This window comes from Stenotrophomonas sp. YJH_SMC_73 (assembly GCF_059370155.1).
Genome location: NZ_JCAFTJ010000001.1, coordinates 619,379 through 641,294 on the forward strand (window position 1 = coordinate 619,379; position 21,916 = coordinate 641,294).

The window sequence follows — 21,916 nt, forward strand, 5'->3', positions numbered from 1 at the left end:
CTTCTGGCTGCCTGGGTCTGGAATCTGCGGCAGGCCTGCCCGGCGTCCCCTGAGGCCGGGCGGGCACGTCGCTTCGATGTGGCCTGCGGTGGAAGCAGCAGGGCAAGCCCGACTCTACACACCTTGGTCGGCCAGTATAGGGCCCCGGGCAGGGCGCCGCCGGAGCCGCCCGGATCGCGCATTTGGCCCGGGATGGATACCGGTGGCCAGTGGGCCGCCGGGCGCAACTGCCTGAATGACGGCGGAAATCTGGCCGGGTCTGGCGTTTTGTACAGACTTCTTTGCGCCCCGGCGCCGGCTCGGCCACAATAGTGGGCCCGCCGCGGTCCATGCCGGCGCCCCGCCGGGGCCCTGAGGAATTGCGTGCGGTCGTTCCTATTCCCACGGTGACGCATGAATTTCCACGAATACCAGTCAAAACAACTGCTTGCCGAGTACGGCATCCCGGTCCCGGCCGGCAAGGTCGCTGCGACCCCGGACGAAGCGGTTGCCGCTGCCAACTCCCTGGGCCAGGGCCCCTGGATGGTCAAGGCGCAGATCCACGCTGGCGGCCGCGGCAAGGCTGGCGGCGTCAAGTTCTGCAAGACCACCGACGACGTGAAGGCCGCTGCGGCCAAGATGCTCGGCACCAAGATGGCCACCTACCAGACCGCAGGCGTTGAACTGCCGGTCAACCTGGTGCTGGTGACCACCGCCGGCGAGATCGTCAAGGAACTGTACCTGTCGGTGCTGGTCGACCGTGGCACCAAGACCATCACCTACATCGCCTCTTCGGAAGGCGGCGTGGAAATCGAGCAGGTCGCTGCTGAAACCCCGGAGCTGATCCACTCGCTGAACGTCGATTTCGTCGAAGGCGTGCAGGGTTACCACGGCCGTGATTTCGGCTTCAAGCTGGGCCTGACTGCCAAGCAGGCCGGCCAGTTCGCCAGCATCATGGTGAACCTGTACCGCCTGTTCAACGAAAAGGACCTGGCCCTGGTTGAAATCAACCCGCTGGCCATCCTGGACGACGGCAACCTGTACGCGCTGGACGGCAAGTTCGACAGCGACGACAACGCCGCGTTCCGCCAGAAGGCCCTGGTCGCCATGCGCGACAAGACCCAGGAAGATCCGACCGAAGTGATCGCTTCGGAGCTGGACATCAACTACGTCACCATGGACGGCAACATCGGCTGCATGGTGAACGGCGCCGGCCTGGCCATGGCCACCATGGACGTCATCAAGCTCAACGGCGGCGAGCCGGCGAACTTCCTGGACGTGGGCGGCGGTGCCAACAAGCAGCGCGTCATCGAAGCGTTCAAGCTGATCCTGTCCTCGGACAAGGTTGAAGGCATCTTCGTCAACATCTTCGGCGGCATCGTCCGCTGCGACATGATTGCCGAAGGCATCATCGCCGCCGTGAAGGAAGTGGGCGTCAAGGTTCCGGTCGTGGTGCGCCTGGAAGGCACCAACGTGGAAGAAGGCAAGCAGCTGCTGCGCGACAGCGGCATGGCCATCATCCCGGCTGACAACATCAACGATGGCGCCAAGAAGATCGTTGAAGCTGTCAAGAACGCTGCCTGATTCGACACCAAGGAATTCCCATGTCTGTTTTGATTAACAAGAACACCAAGGTGATCGTGCAGGGCTTCACCGGCCAGCAGGGCACCTTCCACGCCACTCAGATGATCGAGTACGGCACCCAGGTTGTTGGCGGCGTGACCCCGGGCAAGGGTGGCACCACCCACATCGACCTGCCGGTCTTCAACACCGTTGCCGACGCCGTGCAGAGCACCGGCGCCAACGCTTCGGTCATCTACGTGCCGCCGCCGTACGCGGCCGACGCGATCCTGGAAGCCGCTGCTGCCGGCATCAAGGTCATCGTCTGCATCACCGAAGGCATCCCGGTGCTGGACATGCTGCGCGTCAAGAACGTGCTGACCCGTTCGCATCCGGACACCGTGCTGATCGGGCCGAACTGCCCGGGCGTCATCACCCCGGGTGAGTGCAAGATCGGCATCATGCCGGGCCACATCCACCAGCCGGGCAAGATCGGTATCGTGTCGCGTTCGGGCACCCTGACCTATGAAGCGGTCAAGCAGACCACCGAAGTCGGCCTGGGCCAGTCCACCTGCATCGGCATCGGTGGTGACCCGATCAACGGCCTGAACTTCGTCGACTGCCTGAAGCTGTTCAACGAAGACCCGCAGACTGAAGGCATCATCATGGTTGGCGAAATCGGCGGCGACGCCGAGGAAGCCGGCGCCGAGTACATCAAGAACCACGTGAAGAAGCCGGTCGTCGGTTTCATCGCCGGTGCGTCGGCTCCGGCCGGCAAGCGCATGGGCCACGCCGGTGCGATCGCCTCGGGCGGCAAGGGCACTGCCGAAGGCAAGTTCGCCGCCATGGAAGCTGCCGGTGTTGTCACCGTCCGCTCGCCGGGCGACCTGGGCGCTGCCATCGCCAAGCTGGTGAAATAAGATCGACTGCCTCCGGCAGACGATGCTGTAGAGCCGGCCGCTGGCCGGCTGCTTGAACACAGAAAGGCCGCCTCCGGGCGGCCTTTCTGCGTCTGGCGTGGGGCCAGATCCCTTTTGCTGCGCAAAACGGATCTGACCCCGGCGTTACAATGGCGGCATTGCAACCACAGGCTGGAATCCCATGGCTTCGATCCGCATCGCGATGGCGCAGTTCGACTTCCCGGTCGGCGATGTCGCCGGCAACACCGAGCGCATCATCGAGATGATCGGCCAGGCGCGCGACGAGTACGGCGCCGAGCTGGTGATGTTCCCCGAGCTGGCGGTGAGCGGCTACCCGCCGGAAGACCTGCTGCTGCGCCCGGGCTTCCTGTACGAGTGCGAGCAGGCGATGGCCCGCATCGCTGCCGCCTGCCGCGGCATCACCGCCGTGGTCGGCTGGCCGCAGGCGGCTGGCGCGGTGGTCTACAACGCCGCCAGCGTGCTGCGTGATGGCCTGGTCGAGCAGACCTACCGCAAGCGTGAGCTGCCCAACTACGCCGTGTTCGACGAGCGCCGCTACTTCGATGTCGATCCGGATGGCGGCAGCTGCGTGTTCGAGGTCAACGGTATTCCGGTTGGCCTGCTGATCTGCGAGGACCTGTGGTTTGCCGAGCCGCTGGCCGACACCATGCGCGCCGGTGCGCAGCTGGTGGTGGTGCCGAATGCTTCGCCGTACGAGCGTGGCAAGCATGCCCAGCGCGACGCCGTGCTGGCTGCACGTACCCGCGAGAGCGGGGCGGCGATCGCTTACCTCAACGTGGTTGGCGGCCAGGACGCGCTGGTGTTCGATGGCGCCTCGGTGGTGGCCGACGGTGATGGCACGGTGCACCCGGCCGCTGCTGCCTTCGTCGACCAGTGGCTGGTGGTGGAGTACGACGGCGCCAGCCGCCGCTTCATGCCGCACGTGTGGATGGACGACGGCGACGAGAGCATGGACGCGCTGGCCTGGCGCGCGGTGACCCGTGGCATCCAGGACTACTGCCGCAAGAACGGCTTCAAGAAAGTGTGGCTGGGCCTGTCCGGCGGCATCGACTCGGCGATCGTGCTGGCCATGGCGGTCGACGCGATGGGCGCGGAGAACGTAACCGCCGTGCGCCTGCCGTCGCGCTACACCGCGGGCCTGTCCAACGACCTGGCGGCCGAGCAGTGCCAGGCGCTGGGCGTGAAGCTGGAGGCGGTGTCGATCGAGCCGGCGTTCAAGGGCCTGATGGAAGCGTTGGCGCCGATGTTCGAGGGCACCGCGCCGGACGTGACCGAAGAGAACCTGCAGTCGCGCAGCCGTGGCGTGATCCTGATGGCGCTGGCCAACAAGTTCGGTGGCCTGCTGCTGACCACCGGCAACAAGAGCGAGTATGCGGTCGGCTACGCCACCATCTACGGCGACATGTGCGGTGGCTATGCGCCGCTGAAGGACCTGTACAAGACCGAAGTGTTCGGCCTGTCCAAGTGGCGCAATACCGTGGGCGGCGCGCCGGTGATCCCGCCGGCGGTGATCAGCCGCCCGCCGTCGGCCGAGCTGCGCGAGAACCAGCTGGACCAGGATTCATTGCCGGCTTATGACGTGCTGGACGGCATCCTGTACCGCTACATCGACCAAGAGCAGTCGCGCACGGAGATCGTGGCGGCCGGCTATGACGCGGCCGTGGTCGACCGCGTGCTGCGGCTGGTGCGCATCAGCGAGTGGAAGCGGCACCAGGCCGCGCCGGGGCCGAAGGTCTCGCGCCGCGCCTTTGGCCGCGAGCGTCGTTACCCGATCAGCAACGGCTACAAGGGCTGAGGCAGCGGTTGGCAGGTAGTGCCGGCCGCTGGCCGGCAACGCCCTATAGCGCGTATCCACGCATGTCGTGGATCTACTGCATTCGGTAGTGCCGGCCGCTGGCCGGCAACTTCCTGGATCGCGTATCCGGCATGGCGTGGATCTACCGGGCTTCGTCGAGCCGTTGTTCGAGGCCTGCGATCTCCGCAGCGTCGTTGAAGTGGTCGCCCTCCAGTCGTGCACGCACGAACGCCAGGGCATCCGCCGCCGCCGCATCCAGCGTGCCGCGATGATCGACCGGGTAGCGCCGGAACGCGACCGGCTCGCCTCGCACGGCGAGGCCTGCGGCGTACAGCAGGGTGGTCAGATAGGGCACGTCGCGGTCCTCGCTGCCATGGGCCAGCATCAGCGGCTGGCTGAAGCCGCGGCGCGGTACACCCAGATAGTCGTACAGCACCGCCCAGATGCCCGGCACGCTGGTCAGTGGTGCAGTAAACATGCTGCCGGTATCGGCGCCGTCCAGCGTGGCGGTCAGTTCGCTCAGGCACTGCTCGCGGGCCACTGCCACACGGGCACGGCCTGCGTCGCTGAGGACGCGGTCGATCTGAGGCGCGGCCTGCAGCAGGCCGTCGAGCAGATACGCGTGATATGCGTTGGGTGCGCCAGGATTGGCGGTGCGGTTGCCGGGATTCATCACCAGCGCGGTCAGTTCGACTGCGGTGGGCGTTCCGGCGGTGAAACTGCCGCGGTACTGCAGTGAGGGCCCGCCATGGGACGCCGCCAGGTGGCCGGCGACCAGCGCGGCCGCGCCCCCCTGCGAATAGCCTACCGAGACCCAGCGCGGCGACAATGTTGCCGTACCCAGGTACTGGCGGCTGGCCTTGACCATGTCGATGGCGTTGCGCGCCGCCGTACGCACGTGCAGGTAGGCATGATTGCCTGGGCTGCCCAGGCCCTGGTAGTCGGCGGCGGCGACGGCATAGCCCTGGGCCAGGAACACGTCCAGGAAGCGTCCGTCGCGTTCGGCATGGGTGGGGCCGGAGACCGAGGGCGCACAGCGATCCGCAATGCCCTGAGTGCCATGTGCCCAGGACACCACCGGCCACCCGCCCGCAGGCGCCGCGCCGGCGGGCAGGTACAGCAGGCCGGTGCCTTCGGCCAGCTGGCCGCGGTGGTCCGGGGTGCGGTAGTGCAGCTTGTAGGCCTGCGCGGCCTTCGACGGCACCCACGACGCGCGATAGGGGGCAGCAGACAGCAGATCGCCCGGCGCGGCCGGTGCAGCGGCCAGGGGGCGCGGGGACAGCGCCAGCAGGGCGGTGGCGATGAGGCAGGACAGGGGACGGAAACTGCAGCGCAGTGGGGCCATGGGACGCTCCGTGATGGCCGGTGTGGCCGTTGCGCCGCAGTGTGGAGCGCCTCGCCCAGGCGGGCTGCGACCGGCGTCGCATCCGCGCTGGATTCGTAGCATTCCTAGGTGCCGGCCCCGGCGCGGGGAGGCGGATGAGGAAAGCAGTCGAGCGTGGCTCGACTCCACAAAGAAGAAGGGCCCCTTTCGGGGCCCTCTCTTACTTCTTCTCCAGTCGCGCGTTGCGCTGGCCCGTGCTGGCGGACTTCTCGCCGGCGAACGGGTTCAGCTTGCGGATCATCCACGGGTACTTCGGCCACTTGCCTTCCAGCCACGGGTGATCCGGCTGGTTCAGCTGCAGGACGCGACGGGCGTCGTCGGCCAGGGTCTTGTTGCCCAGGTGGGTGTAGGAATCGGCCAGCACGGCCACGGCGTCGTACTGGAAGGCGCTCTGCGGGTAGGTTTCCAGCAGGTAGTTGGCGCGGCCCACGGCCGAGACCCAGGCGCCGCGGCGCATGTAGTACAGGGCGTTGTCCAGCTCGTGCTGGGCGAACACGTCACGCAGCTCCAGCATGCGCTGACGCGCATCGGCGGCGTAGCGGCTGTTCGGGTAACGATCAACCACGATGTTGAAGTCCGAGTACGCCTGGTGCGGCGTGGACAGGTCGCGGCGGCTGGCATCCAGCGACCATACGCGGCGCAGGAAAACCGTACTGCGGTTGGAATTGGCCAGGCCGCGCAGGTAGTACAGGTAGGCGATGTTGCGGTGCGTCGGGTAGGTGCGGATGAAGCGGTCGATGCTGGAGACGGCGTCATCGTGCTTGCCGGCCTTGTACTGGGCGTAGGCGGTTTCGATCATCGCCTGCTCGGTGTACGGGCCGTACGGATACTGGGCCACCAGGCGGCGGAAGCTGGCTTCGGCGCCGCTCCAGTTGCCGCCCTGCATCAGCTTGTGGCTTTTCTCGTACAGCTGTTCGACCGGCACGCCTTCGTCGGGGCGATCACCCTTCTTGGCGCCGCGGTGGCAGCCGGTTGCGGCGATGACCAGCACCAGCAGCAGGGCGGTGAGGCGGACGGGCGCGGAGAGCATGGCGGAGCGTCGGATCATGGGGTCGAGGCGGGACGCGGCTGGAATACGAAGGGTCGATGATAGCCTAGTGTCCTGTCCAGCGACTGAAACCGGCCGCCGGGACCCCAAAATTTCAAAGAATGCCCCCTGCCATGTCTGAACAACCCTCTGAATCGGCCCGCCAGGCCATCGTCCCCGACACCGCCGCCGGCCGTCGTTTCGATGCCGTCGTGGCCGAACTGTTCCCCGAATATTCGCGTTCGCGCCTGACCGAGTGGATCAAGTCCGGTGACGTCCTGCTGGACGGCGCCCAGGTGCGCCCGCGCGATCCGCTGCGCGGCGGCGAGGTGGTGACCCTCCATGTGGTGCTGGAAACCCAGACCGACGCCCAGCCGGAGGACATCCCGCTGGACGTGCTGTTCGAGGACGAGCATGTGCTGGTGATCAACAAGCCGGTCGGCCTGGTGGTCCACCCCGGCGCCGGCAACCACAGCGGCACCCTGGTCAACGCGCTGCTGTTCCGCGACCCCTCGGTGGCGGTGCTGCCGCGCGCGGGCATCGTGCACCGCCTGGACAAGGACACCAGCGGCGTGATGGTGGTGGCCAAGACCCTGGAAGCGCAGACCGCGCTGGTCGAGCAACTGGCGGCCCGTGACGTGCACCGCCAGTACCTGGCCATCGTGATGGGCGCGCTGGTGGCAGGCGGTACCGCCGATGCCCCGATCGACCGCCACCCGCGCGACCGGCTGAAGATGGCGGTGCGCGAAGACGGCAAGGAAGCGGTGACCCACTACCGCCTGCGCGAGCGCTTCCGTGCGCACACCGCGCTGGAGTGCCGCCTGGAAACCGGCCGTACCCACCAGATCCGCGTGCACATGGCACACGTGCGCCATCCGATCATCGGCGACCCGCTGTACGGCGGTGCGCTGAAGCTGCCCAAGGGTGCCAGCGACGAGCTGGTGGCCGCGCTGCGCGGCTTCAAGCGCCAAGCCTTGCACGCCGAGACCCTGGAGTTCATGCATCCGATCACCGGTGAGCCGGTGCGCAATACCGCGCCGGTGCCGGAGGACATGCTGCACCTGATGAAGGTGCTGCGCGAAGACAGCGAAGCCTTCGCCGCCCGCGAGCGGGATCGCTGGTGATGGCCGCCGCGCTGCCGTTGCTGCAGGCGGACTGGCCGGCGCCGGCAGGCGTCCATGCGCTGACCACGCGCCGGCATGGCGCGGGCATTTCGCCGGCGCCGTTCGCGCAGTTCAACCTCGGCAACCGGCACGCGGCCGATGGTGATACCCCGGCCAACGTGGAGCACAACCGCCAGCTGCTGCAGGAGGGGCTGGCACTGCCCTCGGCACCGCACTGGCTGCGCCAGGTGCACAGCAGCACCGTGCTGCGCTTCACCGCGCCGCCGGTGCCCGGCGCCAGCGAACCGGTGGCCGACGCCGCAGTGACCTCGGTGCCGGGCGTGGTGCTGGCGATCCTGACCGCCGACTGCCTGCCGGTGGTGTTTGCCGCGGCCGATGGCAGCGAGGTGGGTGCGGCCCATGCCGGCTGGCGTGGGCTGGCTGACGGCATGCTGGAGGCCACGGTGGCCGCCCTGCAGACGCCGCCGGCGCAGTTGCGGGCCTGGCTGGGCCCGGCTGCCGGGCCGGCCGACTACGAGATCGGCGAGGAGGTCTACCACGCCTTCGTCGGCCATGATCCGGCCGCCGGGGCGGCGTTCGTGGCGACCCGGCCGGGCCACTGGAAGGTGGACCTGTTCGCGCTGGCGCGGCAGCGGTTGCAGGCGGCGGGGATGGACCCGGCGCAGGTGTATGGCGGCACGGTGTCGACCATGGCCGATCCTGACCTGTATTCGCACCGGCGCGACCGTCGTACCGGGCGCATGGCGACCCTGGCCTGGATCGCGCCCTGACCACGCCGCTGTTCGCGCGCGTGCTGGGGCCGGCCTTCGCCACCCTGGCAGCGCCGGTGCAGGCGCTGCATGCCGCGTCGTTGCCCTGCCGCTACGTGGGGCAGGCGCGCATCGTGCGAGGGCGGCACTGGCTGGTGCCGCTGTTGGCCGCGTTGGCGCGGCTGCCGAAGGACGGCGACGCGCTGCCCACCGAAGTGGCGTTCAGTGCACGCGGGCAGGGCGAGCAGTGGGCGCGGCGGTTTGGCCGCTGGCCGATGGTGTCGCGGCTGTGGGCGCACGAAGGGCTTCTGCGCGAGCAACTGGGCGCGGTTCGCTTCGAGTTCGCGCTGCAGGCCCGCGAGGGTGGCATCGACTGGTCGGTGCGGCGGGTCTGGGCGTTCGGGCTGCTGCCGCTGCCGACGCGTTGGTTCGGCGGTGTGCGCTGCCGTGAAGCCTCGCGCGGCGAGCGTTACACTTTCCTGGTCGATGTGACGCTGCCCTGGGCCGGAGCCCTGATCCGCTATGAAGGCTGGCTCGAACCACAGTGACGGTGCCGCCGAGACTGGCAGCGCGGTGATCGTGTTCGACGGCGTATGCGCTCTGTGCAATCGCTGGGTGCGCTTCCTGCTGCATTTCGACCGCAAGGAACGTTATCGCTTTGCAGCGATGCAGGGCGAGCGGGGCAGTGCGCTGCTGCGCGCACACGGGCTGGACCCGCAGGACCCGGCGTCGTTCCTGCTGCTGGACGCGCAGGGCACCTGGACCGATACCGATGCCATCCTGCGTGTACTGGCCGGGCTGGGCGGTGGATGGCGCCTGAGCGGCGTACTGAAGGTGCTGCCGCGCGGCTGGCGGGATGCCGCGTATCGCGCGCTGGCCCGCAACCGCTACCGCTGGTTCGGGCGGCATGATGCCTGTCATCTGCCCGCACCGGAGCAGGCAGCGCGATTCCTGGATTGAAGAAAAAGGGGACGGAGGGGATTAAGTCGTTTGTGCACAAACGACTTAATCCCCTCCGTCCCCTTTTTCCTCAGCCTTCCAGTGCGTCCAGGTAGCTGCGCCGCCAGTGGTTGATGTCGTAGGTGCGCAGGTGCTCCATCATGGCGTGCCAGCGCTCCTTGCGCTTGCGCAGCGACATCGTCGCCGCGGTGGCGATGGCGTCGGCAACGCCATCCAGGTCGTGCGGGTTCACCAGCAGTGCCTGCTTGAGTTCGTCGGCGGCGCCGGCCAGCAGCGACAGCACCAGCACGCCCGGGTCCTCCGGGTCCTGCGAGGCCACGTATTCCTTGGCCACCAGGTTCATGCCATCACGCAGCGGCGTGACCAGCCCCACCGCCGCTGCACGGTAGAAACCGGTGAGGGTGGCATGGGTGAAGTTCTGGTTGACGTAGCGCAGCGGCGTCCAGTCCGGCTCGGCGTGGCCACCGTTGATGTGGCCGGCGATCTGCTCCAGCTGGCTGCGCAGCTGCCGGTACTCGGTGACATCGCCGCGCGAGACGGGGGCGATCTGCAGGTAGGTCAGCGACCCGCGCTGGTCGGGATGGCGCTCAAGATAGCGTTCGAAGCCGAGGAAGCGCTCGGGCAGGCCCTTGGAATAATCCAGGCGATCAACGCCGATCGCCAGTTGGCGATCACGCAGGCTGGCGCGCAGGTTCTTTACGGCGGCCTTGGTGGCGGCGGTACCGGCCTGGCGCGCGATCAGCTCGGTGTCGATGCCGATCGGGAACGCCGCCGCGCGGAAACGACGCCCGCCCGGTGCCTCCAGCTCGCCGTTGGCGAGTACCCGACCGCCGCCGAACAGGCGCAGGTAGGTCTGGAAGCGATCGGCATCGCGCTGGGTCTGGAAGCCCACCAGGTCATACGCGTAGAGCGCGGAGAACAGCCGCAGGTGGTCGGGCATCGCCTGCAGCAGGTCGGCCGAGGGCATCGGGATGTGCAGGAAGAAGCCGATGCGGCAGCCGATGCCACGCTCGCGCAGCAGTGCGCCAAGCGGGATCAGGTGATAGTCGTGGATCCAGACGATGTCATCCTCGCGCAGCAAGGGCGCGAGCTTGTCGGCGAACAGTGCGTTGACCTTGTGGTAGGTCTCGCGGGTGGCACGGTCGTAGTCGACCAGATCCAGGCGGAAGTGCAGCAGCGGCCACAGCGTGCGGTTGGCAAAGCCGTTGTAGTAGCCGTCCACCTCGCGCTTGCTCAGGTCCATGGTGACGTAGTCGATGTCACCGTCTTTCTGCCGGTGCAGCGTGCCGCTGCCGTCCTTTACCGTCTTGCCGCTCCAGCCGAACCACAGGCCGCCGCGTTCCTTCAGGGCGGCCAGCAGGCCGACAGCCAGGCCGCCGGCGCGGTTCTCGCCGGGTACGGCCACACGATTTGAAACCACCACCAGACGACTCACGATGCCTCCTGCCAGGACCGCGACAGGCGCATCGCGGCAGTGATCAGGCCGACGTGCGAATAGGTCTGCGGGAAATTGCCCCAGGCCTCGCCGCTGTCGAAGGCCAGATCCTCCGACAGCAGGCCCAGGTGGTTGCGCTGCTTCAGCAGCAGCTCGAACATCTCGCGCGCCTCGTCCATGCGCCCGATCGCCGCCAGCGCATCGATGTACCAGAACGTGCAGATGGTGAAGCTGGTTTCCGGCTCACCGAAGTCATCTGGCGCGACATAGCGGTACAGCGAATTGCCATGCTTGAGGTCGCGGCCGATCGCATCGACGGTGGCGATGAAGCGGGCGTCCATCGCATCGATGAAGCCGATGTCGGCCAGCAGCAGGAGCGAGGCGTCCAGGCGATGGCCGCCGAAGGTATCGGTGAAGTGGCCCAGTTCCTCATTCCAGGACTCGGCCATGATGCGCGCATGGATGGTGTCGGCGCGCTCGCGCCAGTAGTGTGCACGGTCATCGCGCTTCAGGCGCACGGCGATCTTGCACAGGCGGTCGCAGGCGGCCCAGCACATCGCGCTGGTGTAGGTGTGTACCTCGGTGCGGCCACGGAACTCCCACAGGCCCGCATCGGGCACGTCATGCAGGGCGAAGGCCTGTTCGCCCAGCGGTTCGAGGCGGGCGAATGTGTGCGCGTCGCCGGGATCCTGCAGGCGGCGGTCGAAGAACAGCTGCGTGGAGGCCAGCACCACGCTGCCGTAGACATCGTGCTGGCGCTGCACCCAGGCCAGGTTGCCGCGGCGTACCGGGCCCATGCCGCGATAACCGGACAGGCTGGGCACTTCGTCTTCGTCCAGCTTGGCTTCAAAGCCGATGCCATACAGCGGCTGCAGCGTGCCGTCGGTGGTGGCCAGGTTGAAGATGTAGCCGAGGAACTGTTCCATCGTGCGCGTTGCGCCGAGACGGTTCAGTGCCCGCACCACGAAAGCTGCGTCACGCAGCCAGCAGTAGCGGTAGTCCCAGTTGCGCACGCTGCCGGGTGCTTCCGGAATGGAGGTGGTCATCGCCGCGATGATCGCGCCGCTGTCCTCGTACTGGCACAGCTTCAACGTGATCGCACTGCGGATGACCGCGTCCTGCCACTCCAGTGGAATGGACAGGTAGCGCACCCATTCGCGCCAGTAGTCGCGGGTGCGCTGGAAGGCTTCCTGCACGTAGCCGCTGATCGACCGGTTGAGTGACTCATCCACGCCCAGGATCAGGTGGATGGGATGGTTGAGCACGAACGGCAGGCCGTCGCGCACGAAGCGCACCGGCACATCGGTGGTCAGCCGCAGCACGTGCTCCGGCAGGATCCAGCGCACATGGTTGCTGCCCCAGGTCGACTCTGGCACGCGTGCGCCCCAGTCGGCCAGCGGGCGCGCACGCACGGTGATGCGCGGGCTGCCAGCCAGCGGACGCACCTGGCGGATCAGGCTGACCGGCCGGTAGAAGCGGTCGTTCTGCCGCCAGCGGGGGGCGAAATCCAGGATTTCCAGTTCGCCGCCGTGCGCGTCGCGGAGCACCGTGCGCAGGATCGCCGTGTTGGTGAGGTATTCCTGCTCGCTGCTGGCGAAGTCTTCCAGCTCGATGGCGAAGTCGCCACCGGTCTGCTGGTTGGGGCCGAGCAGCGCACAGAAGGTAGGGTCGCCGTCGAAGGTGGGCAGGCAGCTCCAGACAACGCGGGCACGTTTGTCGACCAGGGCGCCGAAGCTGCCGTTGCCGACCACGCCCAGATCAAGATCGGGTTGGGTCATCACGCGGTACATCTCGGTTGCGGCCGTGGGGGTTGGCCGGGTCAATAGGCATTCTCACGCAGCCAGGCGTGCACGCTGCGTATGTCGGGCAGCGCGAACACCGCCGCGCTGGGTTCACGTTCACCCACCAGCACGCTCCAGCCATGCTGGCTGTTGGCGGCGTCGAAGCCGAATTCATCGGTGAGGTCGTCACCGAGAAACACCGGCAGGCGGCCGCGGAAGGGCAGGTACTGCATCATCCGGCGCACGGCACGGCCCTTGTCGGTGCCGACGGGCACGAACTCGACCACATGGTCGCCGGGTTGCAGGCGGTAACTGGCGCGGCCCCGCACGTGGCGATCGGCGAAGGCGCGCACATCACTTGCCGCGTGCGGCGCACCGCGCCAATGCAGGGCCAGGCCGACGCCCTTGTCTTCCACCAGCACGCCGGGATGGCCGTGGGCAAAGCGCATCGCCTGCTGGTGCAGCGCGTGCAGCCACTCGGCGGTGTCGTCGTCGTGTTCGTCGCGCAGCACACGACCATCCTCGCCGCGCAGTTCGTGCCCATGCAGGCCGGCGGCAGGCAGCTGGAGGGGAGCGAACAGCTGGTCCAGCTGTTCAAGCGGTCGGCCACTGACCAGTGCCACGGCGCCTTCCAGGCGGTCACTGATGCGGCCGATGGCTTCGCGCACATCCGGCAGGAGCTGCACGGCATCCGGTCGTGCAGCGAATTCGATGAGGGTGCCATCGACATCGAGGAACAACGCACAGGCGTCGTCCAGCAATGGCGGTGGCGGACGCAGGGGGAGCGGTTCAGCCATGACGACCAGCCTGCCAGCCTGGGCGTGTACGTGGGGTCGAGGGCAGGCTGCGGATCAGCTTCGGTGGGTGCCGACCGTTGGTCGGCACGGCAGGTCAGCCTGCATCCAGCCCAAACAGCGCGGACCAACGGTCCGCCCCCACCCAAAGCAGATCCGCACCCGGATCACGAAGTTGCCGGCCAGCGGCCGGCACTACCGTGTTGTGCGGACCAACGGTCCGCACCCACCCAATGCGATCAGAACGTATAGCGGACGCGGCCGTAGTAGTACGCGCCGTTGCTGCCGATCGGCGACAGCACGTCGTACGGCAGGTTGCCGAAGTAGTGGATATCGCTGTTGGATCGATCCGGGTAGTTGTCGGTCAGGTTCTGGCCACCGATCGCCACGCTCCATTGCGGGGTGATGCGGTACTCGACTTCGGCATCCAGCTGCCATTCGGCCTGGTAGGTCTGGCGCGGGATGTAGCCATCACCGAAGTTGAACACCCGGGTGGCGCTGCCGTAACGGTTCACGCGGGTGCTCAGCGACCAGTGGTCGTTGCTCCAGGCGGCCGAGAAGCTGCCACGCGTGCGCGGGGTGGCATCGGTCAGGGTGTTGGTCTCCTCGATGCCGAACAGTACGTAGTCCGGGTTCAGCGCGCGCAGCTGCGCCGGCGTGGCCAGCACATTCTTCAGCGTGGTCTTGGTGTAGGCGTAAGTGCCGGTCAGCAGCAGCTGGCCATCGCCCAGCGACTGCCGCCAGTTGCTTACCAGCTCGGCGCCACGGGTGCGGGTATCGGCGGCATTGACGAAGAAGCTGGCGCTCTGCAGGCCACTGACGCCGTAGCTGGCGGCCACGTAATCGGTCAGCGCATCGCCGGTGATGCTCTCCGACAGCGCGATGCGGTCGTCGATATCGATCTGGAAGAAGTCCAGCGACAGGTCGAAATGCTCGCCGATGCGGCTGGTGAAGCCCAGCGAGGTGTTGATCGACTTCTCCGGCTTCAGGTTCTGCGCACCCAGGCCACGCGCGATCGGATTGTTGACCGACAGCAGCCGGCCCTGCACCAGCTGGCCGCCGGCGTTGTAGCCGGTGGAGGTGGATTCGTAGCCGATCTGCGCCAGCGACGGAGCGCGGAAATTGTTGGAGATGGCACCGCGCAGTGCGAACGCCGGGGTGAATTCGTAGCGCAGGCCGAGCTTGCCGGTCAGTTCGCCGCCAAAGTCGTCGTTGTGCTCGTAGCGCGCGGCCAGGTCGGTGGAGAACTTCTCGCCGAACTGGCTGGACAGGCTGGCATAGGCGCTGGCCACGTCGCGCGACAGGGTGGCGGCGTCCTGTGGGGTCAGGCCGCCACCGGCCTGCGAGCCGGTCGGGCGGTCGGTGTACGGGCCCGCCGCATAGCTGGCCGGGTCGCCGGGGCGGGTCTGGTAGCGCTCATGGCGCGCTTCCACGCCCAGGCCCAGCGTGTGGCTGATGCTGTCGCTCTGGGTGAACACGCGGCTCAGATCGAGGTTGCCCACGGTCTGCGCGTACTCGTAGTCGGCGGTCTTGAAGCGGGTCGGGCTGGTCGGGCCCAGCGACGCGTTGAGTGAATCACGCAGGCGGTAGGTGAAGTCGTTCTGGCCGTAATCCAGGCTGCTGTCGTAGCTCCACTCGCCCCACTGGCCGCGCACGCCGGCCACGGCCTGTACGTCGCGGTTCTCGCCTTCGGAGATCGGTCGGTAGCCGTTCGGATAGACCTGCTTCCAGTTGGCCTCGCCATCGGGATAGCGGAAGTAGTTGGCGCCTTCGGTATCGCGCTGGTTGAAGGTGCCGAACGCGTAGAACGTCGAGGTCTGGCCCACTGGAATCTCGGTGTTCAGCCACAGGTTGATGTCCTTGCTCTTGCCATCGCCCAGCACATAGTTGCGCTTGCCCTGCAGCGCCAGGTTGTCCGGCGTCTGGTCCCACGGCGGAATCTGGTCAAAGCCAGCGCGGTTGGTGCCGTTGCGGTGCTTGTATTCCAGGCCGACGCGCAGGAAGCCGCCGTCTTCGCCCAGCGAAGTGCCGACCTTGGCGCTGATGTTGCCGGTCTGGCCATCGGTGAGGGTGCGGCCGATCGGCTTGAGGTCGGTGTGGTTGGCACCGTAGCTGGCCTCGATCTCGCCGCCGTCGCCGCCGTTGTCGAGGATCACGTTGATCACGCCGGCCACGGCGTCCGAGCCGTAAAGCGCACCGGCACCGTCGCGCAGCACTTCAATGCGCTTGATCGCGCTGACCGGGATCGCATTGAAATCGACCGGGGTGGTGCCCTTGCCGATCTTGCTGTCGGTGTTGACCAGCGCGGTGTGGTGGCGGCGCTTGCCGTTGACCAGCACCAGCACCTGGTCGGGGGACAGGCCACGCAACTGTGCGGCGCGCACGTGGTCGGCGCCACCGGAGTTGGATTGGCGCGGGAAGTTGAACGACGGCAGCAGCGCCTGCAGCGCGCTGCCCAGTTCACCGTTGACCACGCCGGCCTTGCGGATGTCCTCGGCGGTGAGCACATCCACCGGCGAGGTGGATTCGAGCACGGTGCGATCGGCGGCGCGGGTGCCGGTGACGATCACGGTGTCCAGGTTGGTGGCGTCCTGGGCCAGGGCCGGGATGGCAGCGGAGGAAAGCGCGAGGGCGATGGCGAGGCCGAGCGGCGACGCGGGCAGGCGGGCGGACATGGAGGGCTCCAGCAACAACGACGACGGGGAAGGGGGGAGATAGTTTCACTTACATCCATCCGGATGAAGCGATATATTATCTTCGCGTGATGGCCGGTGCCGATGCAAGTCCCTGCCGGTCCGGCATGAGCTGATGCCCGGTTGGCATCAGCACGCCGGGCCAGTGGCGCTGTACGCTGCCGGCTCGCCCTGTTCCCCTTCCCCGGAGCTGTACCGATGAAACACTTTGGCCTCGTCTTCGCCGTGCTGCTGGCCACCAGTGGCTGCGCCAGCCTCTCTTCGCAGGCGCCCAGCGCCTATGCCACGGCCACCACCGCCGAACTGAAGGGCGATGCCGCGCGTCCGTCCGCCGGCCACGGCTGGGTGCGCAGCGAGCTGTACTTCGGCGTAGGCGAAGAGCAGGGCGCCGGCAACCGCCCGCAGGCCGACACCATCAGCGAGGCGCAGTGGCGCACCTTCCTGGACAAGGAAGTGACCCCGCGCTTTCCGGATGGCCTGACCGTGTTCGATGCCTACGGCCAGTGGCTGTTCCGCGGTGATGCCTCGCCCAACCGTCTGCGCACCAAGGTGCTGGTGGTGCTGCACGAAGACACCCCGCAGCGCCGTGCCGATATCGAAGCCATCCGCCTGGCGTGGAAGCAGCAGACTAAACATCAATCGGTGCTGTGGTCGCGGCAGCCGGTCGAGGTATCGTTCTGAGTGGAAGGTGCCGCCGAGGTGCCGCAGGGAGCAATGATGAACTACAGGGAATGCATGCTGGGCCTGGCATTGGCAGGCGTGCTGGCACCGACGGCGCAGGCGGGGGGGGACGACGGCGAAACGCTGCGCTTCCAGGTGGCCGCGCACGTGCAGGCGCACGCCGATCCCCAGCAGGACGGCAGCATCGCGGTGCAGTTGTCACCGTCAGGCAAGCGCCAGACGCTTGAGGGCGCGGCCGATGCCGACGGCAATTCGCGATGGTCGCTCGAAGATGTCGATTTCGATGGCTACCCGGAACTGGTCGCGCGCGCCTCGGTGGGCATGGTCAACGAAGCGGTGACGGTGTACCGCTTCGATCCGGCCAGTGCCGGGTTCCGCGCGCTGCAGGCCGACACCCACGGCAAGGACAGTTGCGGTGACCTGATGGGGCTGGCGGTCGACCGTCCGAGCCGCACGCTGACCAGCAGCTGCCGCAGCGGCCCGATGTGGTACACCGACCAGTACCGGTTTGCAGGCGGGAAGCTCTATCTGTACCGCGCCGAGAGCGTGCTGATGCTGGGCGATACGTTGAACGCCGCGCTGCAGTGGGAACAGACCGGCGAGCAGGGCCCGCTGGCGGTCTGGCGCACCTATGATGCCGCCGGCCGGGTGCTGGAAAGTGCCATCGCCGATGGCCTGGGTGCACCGCCGGATGGACCGTTGCGTGGCCAGCAGGCCACCGTGGTACCCGCGCGGCTGTTCCTGTTCGATCGACCCGGCGCATCCAGCACCAGGCGTTACCTGGTGCAGGGAGACCGCGTGGAGATGCTGGATGAACAGGATGGCTGGGTGAAGCTGCGCTACCGCAACCCGAAGCAGGGCGCGGTGGAGGGCTGGATCAACGTCAACGATTGACTCGATCTCCGCCGGTAGTTTGCCTATCGAGGTGATGTGCGCCTTGCCCACGGAGGCATCACTTCTTCGGGTCTAGCCTCGGATGCTCTCCCCTCGAGGATGTATCCGATGAGCAAGCGCGTTGCCGAGATCGTTGTCGATACCCTGCAGCAGGCGGGCGTCCGCCGCTGTTACGGCATCGTTGGCGATACCTTGAATCACGTCACCGATGCCCTGCACCGCAGTGAAATCGACTGGGTACATGTACGCCACGAAGAAGTGGCCGCCTTCGCTGCCGGCGCCGATTCGCTGGTGAGCGGCGAGTTGACCGCCTGTGCGGGTTCTTGTGGTCCCGGTGGCCTGCACTTCATCAACGGCGTCTTCGAGAGCAATCGCAACCGTGCACCGATGGTACTGATCGCCAGCCAGGTGGTGACCAGTGAGCTGGGCATGGAATTTCCGCAGGAAGTGGACTTCAAGGCGGTGTATGCCAGTTGTTCGGTGTTCTGCGAGCAGGTGCACAGCCCGGAGCAGGCGCGGCGCGTCGTGGCCCTGGCCTGCCAGGCCGCGATCAGCCGCCGTGGCGTGGCGGTGGTGATCCTGCCGGCCGACATCAGCCAGGCCGAGGTGAAGCACGATGTGCCGTTCTCGGTTCACTACACCCAGCCGGTGCTGCGCCCGTCCGATGCCGAGCTGCAGCGCATCACCGAACTGCTGGGGCAGGGCAAGCGCATCGGCATCTATGCCGGTGCCGGTTGCCAGGGCGCGCACGCGCAGCTGCTGGAGCTGGCCCGGCGCCTGCAGGCGCCCATCGCGCATACCTCGCGCGCCAAGGATTTCGTCGAGCCGGACAACCCGTACAACATGGGCATGACCGGCATCTTCGGCATCGAATCCGGCTTCCACACGCTGATGGAGTGCGACACGCTGCTGCTGCTCGGCGCCGATTTCGCCTGGGGCCAGTTCTACCCGGACAAGGCCACGATCATCCAGGTCGACCGCGATGGCAGCCACCTCGGCCGCCGCCACCCGGTGAACCTCGGCGTGGTCGGTGACATCGCACCGACGCTGGACGCGCTGCTGCCGATGCTGCCGCCGCGCGAGGACAGCAGTTTCCTGGACGAGTGCATCGGGCATCGCGACAAGGCGCTGAAGAAGCGCGAACAGGAAGAACAACCGGGCGAGGGTGAACTGATCCATCCGCAGCACCTGACGGCATTGCTGTCGAGGCATGCCAGCGACGATGCGCTGTTCACCGCCGACGGCGGTTCGCCGATGGTGTGGGTGCTGCGCCATATCCGCGTCAACGGCCGCCGCCGCACGCTGACCAGCCTGCTGCACGGCACGATGGCCAACGCGATGCCGCAGGCGCTGGGCCTGCAGAAGGCCTTCCCCGGCCGGCAGGTGATCTCGCTGTCCGGTGATGGTGGCCTGGCGATGCTGCTGGGTGACCTGCTCACGGCAGTGCAGGAGAACCTGCCGATCAAGGTGGTGGTGTTCAACAATGGTTCGCTGAACTTCGTCGAGCTGGAGCAGAAGGTGGAGGGCCTGCTGGACAACTACACCGACCTGAAGAACCCGGACTTCGGCCGCCTGGCCGAGGTCATCGGCTTCCACGGCCGCACGGTAACCCGCAGCGAGGATCTGGAAGAGGCGGTGCTGGATTTCCTGTCCCAGCGCGGCCCGGCGCTGCTGGACGTGCATACCAGCCGCGCGGAGCTGGTGATGCCGCCGCAGATCGAGGCCAAGCAGGTGGCAGGTACGGCGTTGTATGCCGCCAAGGCGGTGTTGAATGGCCGCTTCGACGACGTGAAGCATCTGCTGGTGGACAACTTCCTGAAGAAGTAGGGCGCGATGCAGGGCTGCGCCCTGCACCCGCGGTAGTGCCGGCCGCTGGCCGGCCACTCAGAAGCAACGGCGGCCATCCGTGTGGTAGGTGTCGACCTTGGTCGACACGGTAGATCCACGCCATGCGTGGATGAACGAACGAATGATCGAAATAATCTTCTGTAGAGCCGAGCCATGCTCGGCTCAGAGCCTTCGCGTACAGCGGGCGAGCATGGGCTCGGCACTGCAGCGAGAGCCTGCCTTGGCTTTGGATCTTTTGATCTTCTTCCGTGGCTGCCGCGCGCAGGAAACTGTCAGGGGTCGGTCGGGTGGGCTGCGCAGGACCGTTGGCGCCATGGATGGCGCCATCGAGCCCCCATGGGTGAGGGCGCTTTGCTTGCGAAGCACTGCTTCGCAAGGCACGAACGCACAGCCGCCAGCGGCTGGGCCGGTCTGGGGATTTACGGCGTGTCCTGCGCAGCCCCCCCGACCGGCCGAACTCGCAATGCCGGTCGACTAACAGTCGACTCTATCCGCGACCAGCCACGAGGGGCCCCGCCGTTGGCTGGAACCCATCATTCCACGACGGAATTGGCGCGCCGGCCCCGCTGGGCCTACCATCGGCGCTCCCCACCCCCACCGCCCCTTCCATGTCCGCTCCCGCTTCCGCCGTACCGCGTCGCTGGTTCGTCGCCGGCGACTTCAACGGCTTCTTCGGCCTGGTCGTCGACAACCTCTCCATCCTCGGCTTCATCGCCATGGCCCTGGTCGGGATCTTCCAGTTCCCCGCCGACGTGGTGTTCGGCCGAATGTTCCCCGGCACCGCCTTTGGCGTGCTGGTCGGCAACCTGCTGTACACCCTGATGGCGCGCCGGCTGGCGGCACGTACCGGCCGCGACGATGTCACCGCCATGCCGCTCGGCCTGGATGCCCCCACCAGCATCGGCATGGCCCTGCTGGTGCTCGGCCCGGCCTTCCTCGCGTTCAAGCAGCAGGGCATGGACCCGCACGCTGCGGGCATCGCCACCTGGCAGCTGGGCATGGCCGCGCTGGTCATCATGGGCGTGCTCAAGTTCGTGCTGTCGTTCTTCGGTGAAGCGGTCACCCGCGCACTGCCGCGAGCTGCGCTGCTGGGTTCCATCGCGGGCATCGCGCTGGTGCTGATGGGCCTGCTGCCGCTGCTGGAAACGCTGCGCTCGCCGCTGGTCGGCTTCACCACGCTGGGCCTGCTGCTGTATGTGCTGATCGCCAAGGGCAAGCTGCCGGTGCGTGGCCCGGGCGTGCTGCTGGCCTTCGTGTTCGGCACCGTGCTGTATTACGGACTTGGCCTGGCCGGGCTGGGCGCGCCCGGCTTCCATGTGCCGGAATGGGTGCCGCCGCAGGTGGTGCTGCCGCTGCCGACGCTGGGCTTCCTCGATGGCCTGCCCACCGCGATGACCTACCTGCCGCTGCTGCTGCCGTTCGGCCTGCTGATGGTGGTGGGCGGCATCAATGTGTCTGAAAGCGCACGCGCGGCTGGCGATGACTACCGCACCCGCGACATCCTGCTGGTGGAAGCGGTGGCCACGCTGGTGGCGGGTGTCTGTGGCGGTGTCGCGCAGACCACGCCCTACATCGGCCAGCCTGCCTACAAGCACATGGGCGCGCGCAGCGGCTACACGCTGCTGACCGGCCTGTTCGTCGGCATTGGCGGCATGCTCGGCATCATCTCCGGGTTGGTGCAGTGGCTGCCGCTGGCGGTGCTGGCACCGATCATCGTGTACGTGGCCATCGACATCACCACCCAGGCCTTCCAGGCCACGCCGCGCCACCATACCGGCGCGATGGTGTTCGGTTTCCTGCCGTCGGTGGCCTACCTGCTGGCGATCAAGGCGCCCGGCTGGATCGCACCGGACCAGCTGCCGCAGCTGCTGACCAAGCTCGACGGCCATGGCCTGCCCGAGCTGGCGGTGATTTTCACCCTCGGCAACGGCTTCATCATCACCTCGATGCTGTGGATCTCGGCGGTAGCCGCGATGGTCGATGGCCGCCTGCGCCGTGCCTGCGGCTTCTTGCTGGTGGCGGCGGTGCTGACCCTGTTCGGCCTGATCCATTCGGTGGACCCGCGTGGCGGCATCTACCTGCCGTGGGATCTGGACGGGCTGGCACGCATCATCAGCTTGCAGTTCGCCGGCGCCTACGTGGCATTGGCGCTGCTGCTGGGCCTGCTGTCGCTGCAGAAGCAGCCGGTGAAACCGCTGGATGATCGCACCGATCATTGACCGGTGACGCCGGGCATGGCCCGGCGTTACCGCTCCTTCCACTTCTGGTGCT

The 21,916-nt window shown here is 67.3% G+C and carries 17 protein-coding genes; 11 read left to right on the forward strand and 6 right to left on the reverse strand.

The features are described from left to right. Positions 1-393: 393 nt before the first annotated feature. The 3 genes from sucC (at position 394) to AC5P8R_RS02780 (ending at position 4,275) form a co-directional block, all read left to right on the forward strand. On the forward strand, positions 394-1,563 hold the full coding sequence (sucC, locus tag AC5P8R_RS02770; RefSeq protein WP_004154430.1) for an ADP-forming succinate--CoA ligase subunit beta: 1,170 nt from the start codon (positions 394-396) through the stop codon (positions 1,561-1,563). 20 nt (positions 1,564-1,583) lie between these two features. After that, positions 1,584-2,459: a succinate--CoA ligase subunit alpha gene (sucD, locus tag AC5P8R_RS02775; protein WP_005410793.1), complete on the forward strand. Its 876-nt coding sequence runs from the start codon at positions 1,584-1,586 to the stop codon at positions 2,457-2,459. Positions 2,460-2,640: 181 nt separating this feature from the next. Next, complete coding sequence (locus AC5P8R_RS02780; RefSeq protein WP_014648197.1) at positions 2,641-4,275, forward strand: NAD+ synthase; 1,635 nt, start codon at positions 2,641-2,643, stop codon at positions 4,273-4,275. Between the two features lie 142 nt (positions 4,276-4,417). On the opposite strand, the gene AC5P8R_RS02785 is transcribed toward AC5P8R_RS02780, so the two are convergent. Further along, positions 4,418-5,620: a lipase family protein gene (locus tag AC5P8R_RS02785; protein ID WP_495222969.1), complete on the reverse strand. Its 1,203-nt coding sequence runs from the start codon at positions 5,618-5,620 to the stop codon at positions 4,418-4,420. Positions 5,621-5,819: 199 nt separating this feature from the next. Beyond that, on the reverse strand, positions 5,820-6,707 hold the full coding sequence (locus AC5P8R_RS02790; protein WP_032960726.1) for an outer membrane protein assembly factor BamD: 888 nt from the start codon (positions 6,705-6,707) through the stop codon (positions 5,820-5,822). A gap of 113 nt (positions 6,708-6,820) precedes the next feature. On the opposite strand from AC5P8R_RS02790, the gene rluD reads away from it, so the two are divergent. The 4 genes from rluD to AC5P8R_RS02810 are packed head-to-tail and all read left to right on the forward strand — an operon-like array spanning position 6,821 to position 9,519. Next, a complete protein-coding gene (gene rluD, locus AC5P8R_RS02795) occupies positions 6,821-7,810 on the forward strand; it encodes a 23S rRNA pseudouridine(1911/1915/1917) synthase RluD (protein ID WP_014038257.1) in 990 nt (329 codons plus the stop codon). Continuing rightward, complete coding sequence (gene pgeF, locus AC5P8R_RS02800) at positions 7,810-8,580, forward strand: peptidoglycan editing factor PgeF (protein ID WP_495222970.1); 771 nt, start codon at positions 7,810-7,812, stop codon at positions 8,578-8,580. Before rluD ends, pgeF begins: the two co-directional genes overlap by 1 nt. A 20-nt stretch (positions 8,581-8,600) precedes the next feature. Then, entirely contained in the window at positions 8,601-9,107 is a 507-nt protein-coding gene (locus tag AC5P8R_RS02805) for a DUF4166 domain-containing protein (RefSeq protein ID WP_495222971.1), read from the forward strand. After that, the gene (locus tag AC5P8R_RS02810; RefSeq protein ID WP_169410665.1) at positions 9,082-9,519 is read left to right on the forward strand and encodes a thiol-disulfide oxidoreductase DCC family protein; all 438 of its coding nucleotides are present in this window, start codon (positions 9,082-9,084) and stop codon (positions 9,517-9,519) included. The genes AC5P8R_RS02805 and AC5P8R_RS02810 overlap by 26 nt, the downstream gene beginning before the upstream one ends. 70 nt (positions 9,520-9,589) lie before the next feature. On the opposite strand, the gene otsA is transcribed toward AC5P8R_RS02810, so the two are convergent. The 4 genes from otsA to AC5P8R_RS02830 form a co-directional block, all read right to left on the reverse strand. Continuing rightward, positions 9,590-10,954, reverse strand: coding sequence for an alpha,alpha-trehalose-phosphate synthase (UDP-forming) (gene otsA / locus AC5P8R_RS02815; RefSeq protein WP_014648191.1), 1,365 nt, complete (start codon positions 10,952-10,954; stop codon positions 9,590-9,592). Next, positions 10,951-12,732 (reverse strand): glycoside hydrolase family 15 protein, encoded by a 1,782-nt coding sequence (locus AC5P8R_RS02820; protein ID WP_032960733.1) that lies wholly within the window; start codon positions 12,730-12,732, stop codon positions 10,951-10,953. Before AC5P8R_RS02820 ends, otsA begins: the two co-directional genes overlap by 4 nt. A gap of 41 nt (positions 12,733-12,773) precedes the next feature. Further along, positions 12,774-13,532, reverse strand: coding sequence for a trehalose-phosphatase (gene otsB, locus AC5P8R_RS02825; RefSeq protein WP_014648189.1), 759 nt, complete (start codon positions 13,530-13,532; stop codon positions 12,774-12,776). A gap of 236 nt (positions 13,533-13,768) precedes the next feature. Beyond that, complete coding sequence (locus AC5P8R_RS02830) at positions 13,769-16,204, reverse strand: TonB-dependent receptor plug domain-containing protein (protein WP_169410663.1); 2,436 nt, start codon at positions 16,202-16,204, stop codon at positions 13,769-13,771. Between the two features lie 216 nt (positions 16,205-16,420). On the opposite strand from AC5P8R_RS02830, the gene AC5P8R_RS02835 reads away from it, so the two are divergent. The 4 genes from AC5P8R_RS02835 (at position 16,421) to AC5P8R_RS02850 (ending at position 21,864) form a co-directional block, all read left to right on the forward strand. Then, on the forward strand, positions 16,421-16,903 hold the full coding sequence (locus AC5P8R_RS02835) for a DUF3574 domain-containing protein (RefSeq protein ID WP_126411289.1): 483 nt from the start codon (positions 16,421-16,423) through the stop codon (positions 16,901-16,903). 36 nt (positions 16,904-16,939) lie between these two features. Further along, a complete protein-coding gene (locus tag AC5P8R_RS02840; RefSeq protein ID WP_169410661.1) occupies positions 16,940-17,797 on the forward strand; it encodes an SH3 domain-containing protein in 858 nt (285 codons plus the stop codon). A 108-nt stretch (positions 17,798-17,905) separates the two neighbouring features. After that, positions 17,906-19,624 carry a thiamine pyrophosphate-dependent enzyme gene (locus tag AC5P8R_RS02845; RefSeq protein WP_169410659.1) on the forward strand — a complete coding sequence of 573 codons (1,719 nt, stop codon included), beginning with the start codon at positions 17,906-17,908 and terminating at the stop codon, positions 19,622-19,624. Between the two features lie 629 nt (positions 19,625-20,253). Beyond that, positions 20,254-21,864: a SulP family inorganic anion transporter gene (locus AC5P8R_RS02850; RefSeq protein ID WP_049440354.1), complete on the forward strand. Its 1,611-nt coding sequence runs from the start codon at positions 20,254-20,256 to the stop codon at positions 21,862-21,864. Positions 21,865-21,916: the final 52 nt, after the last annotated feature.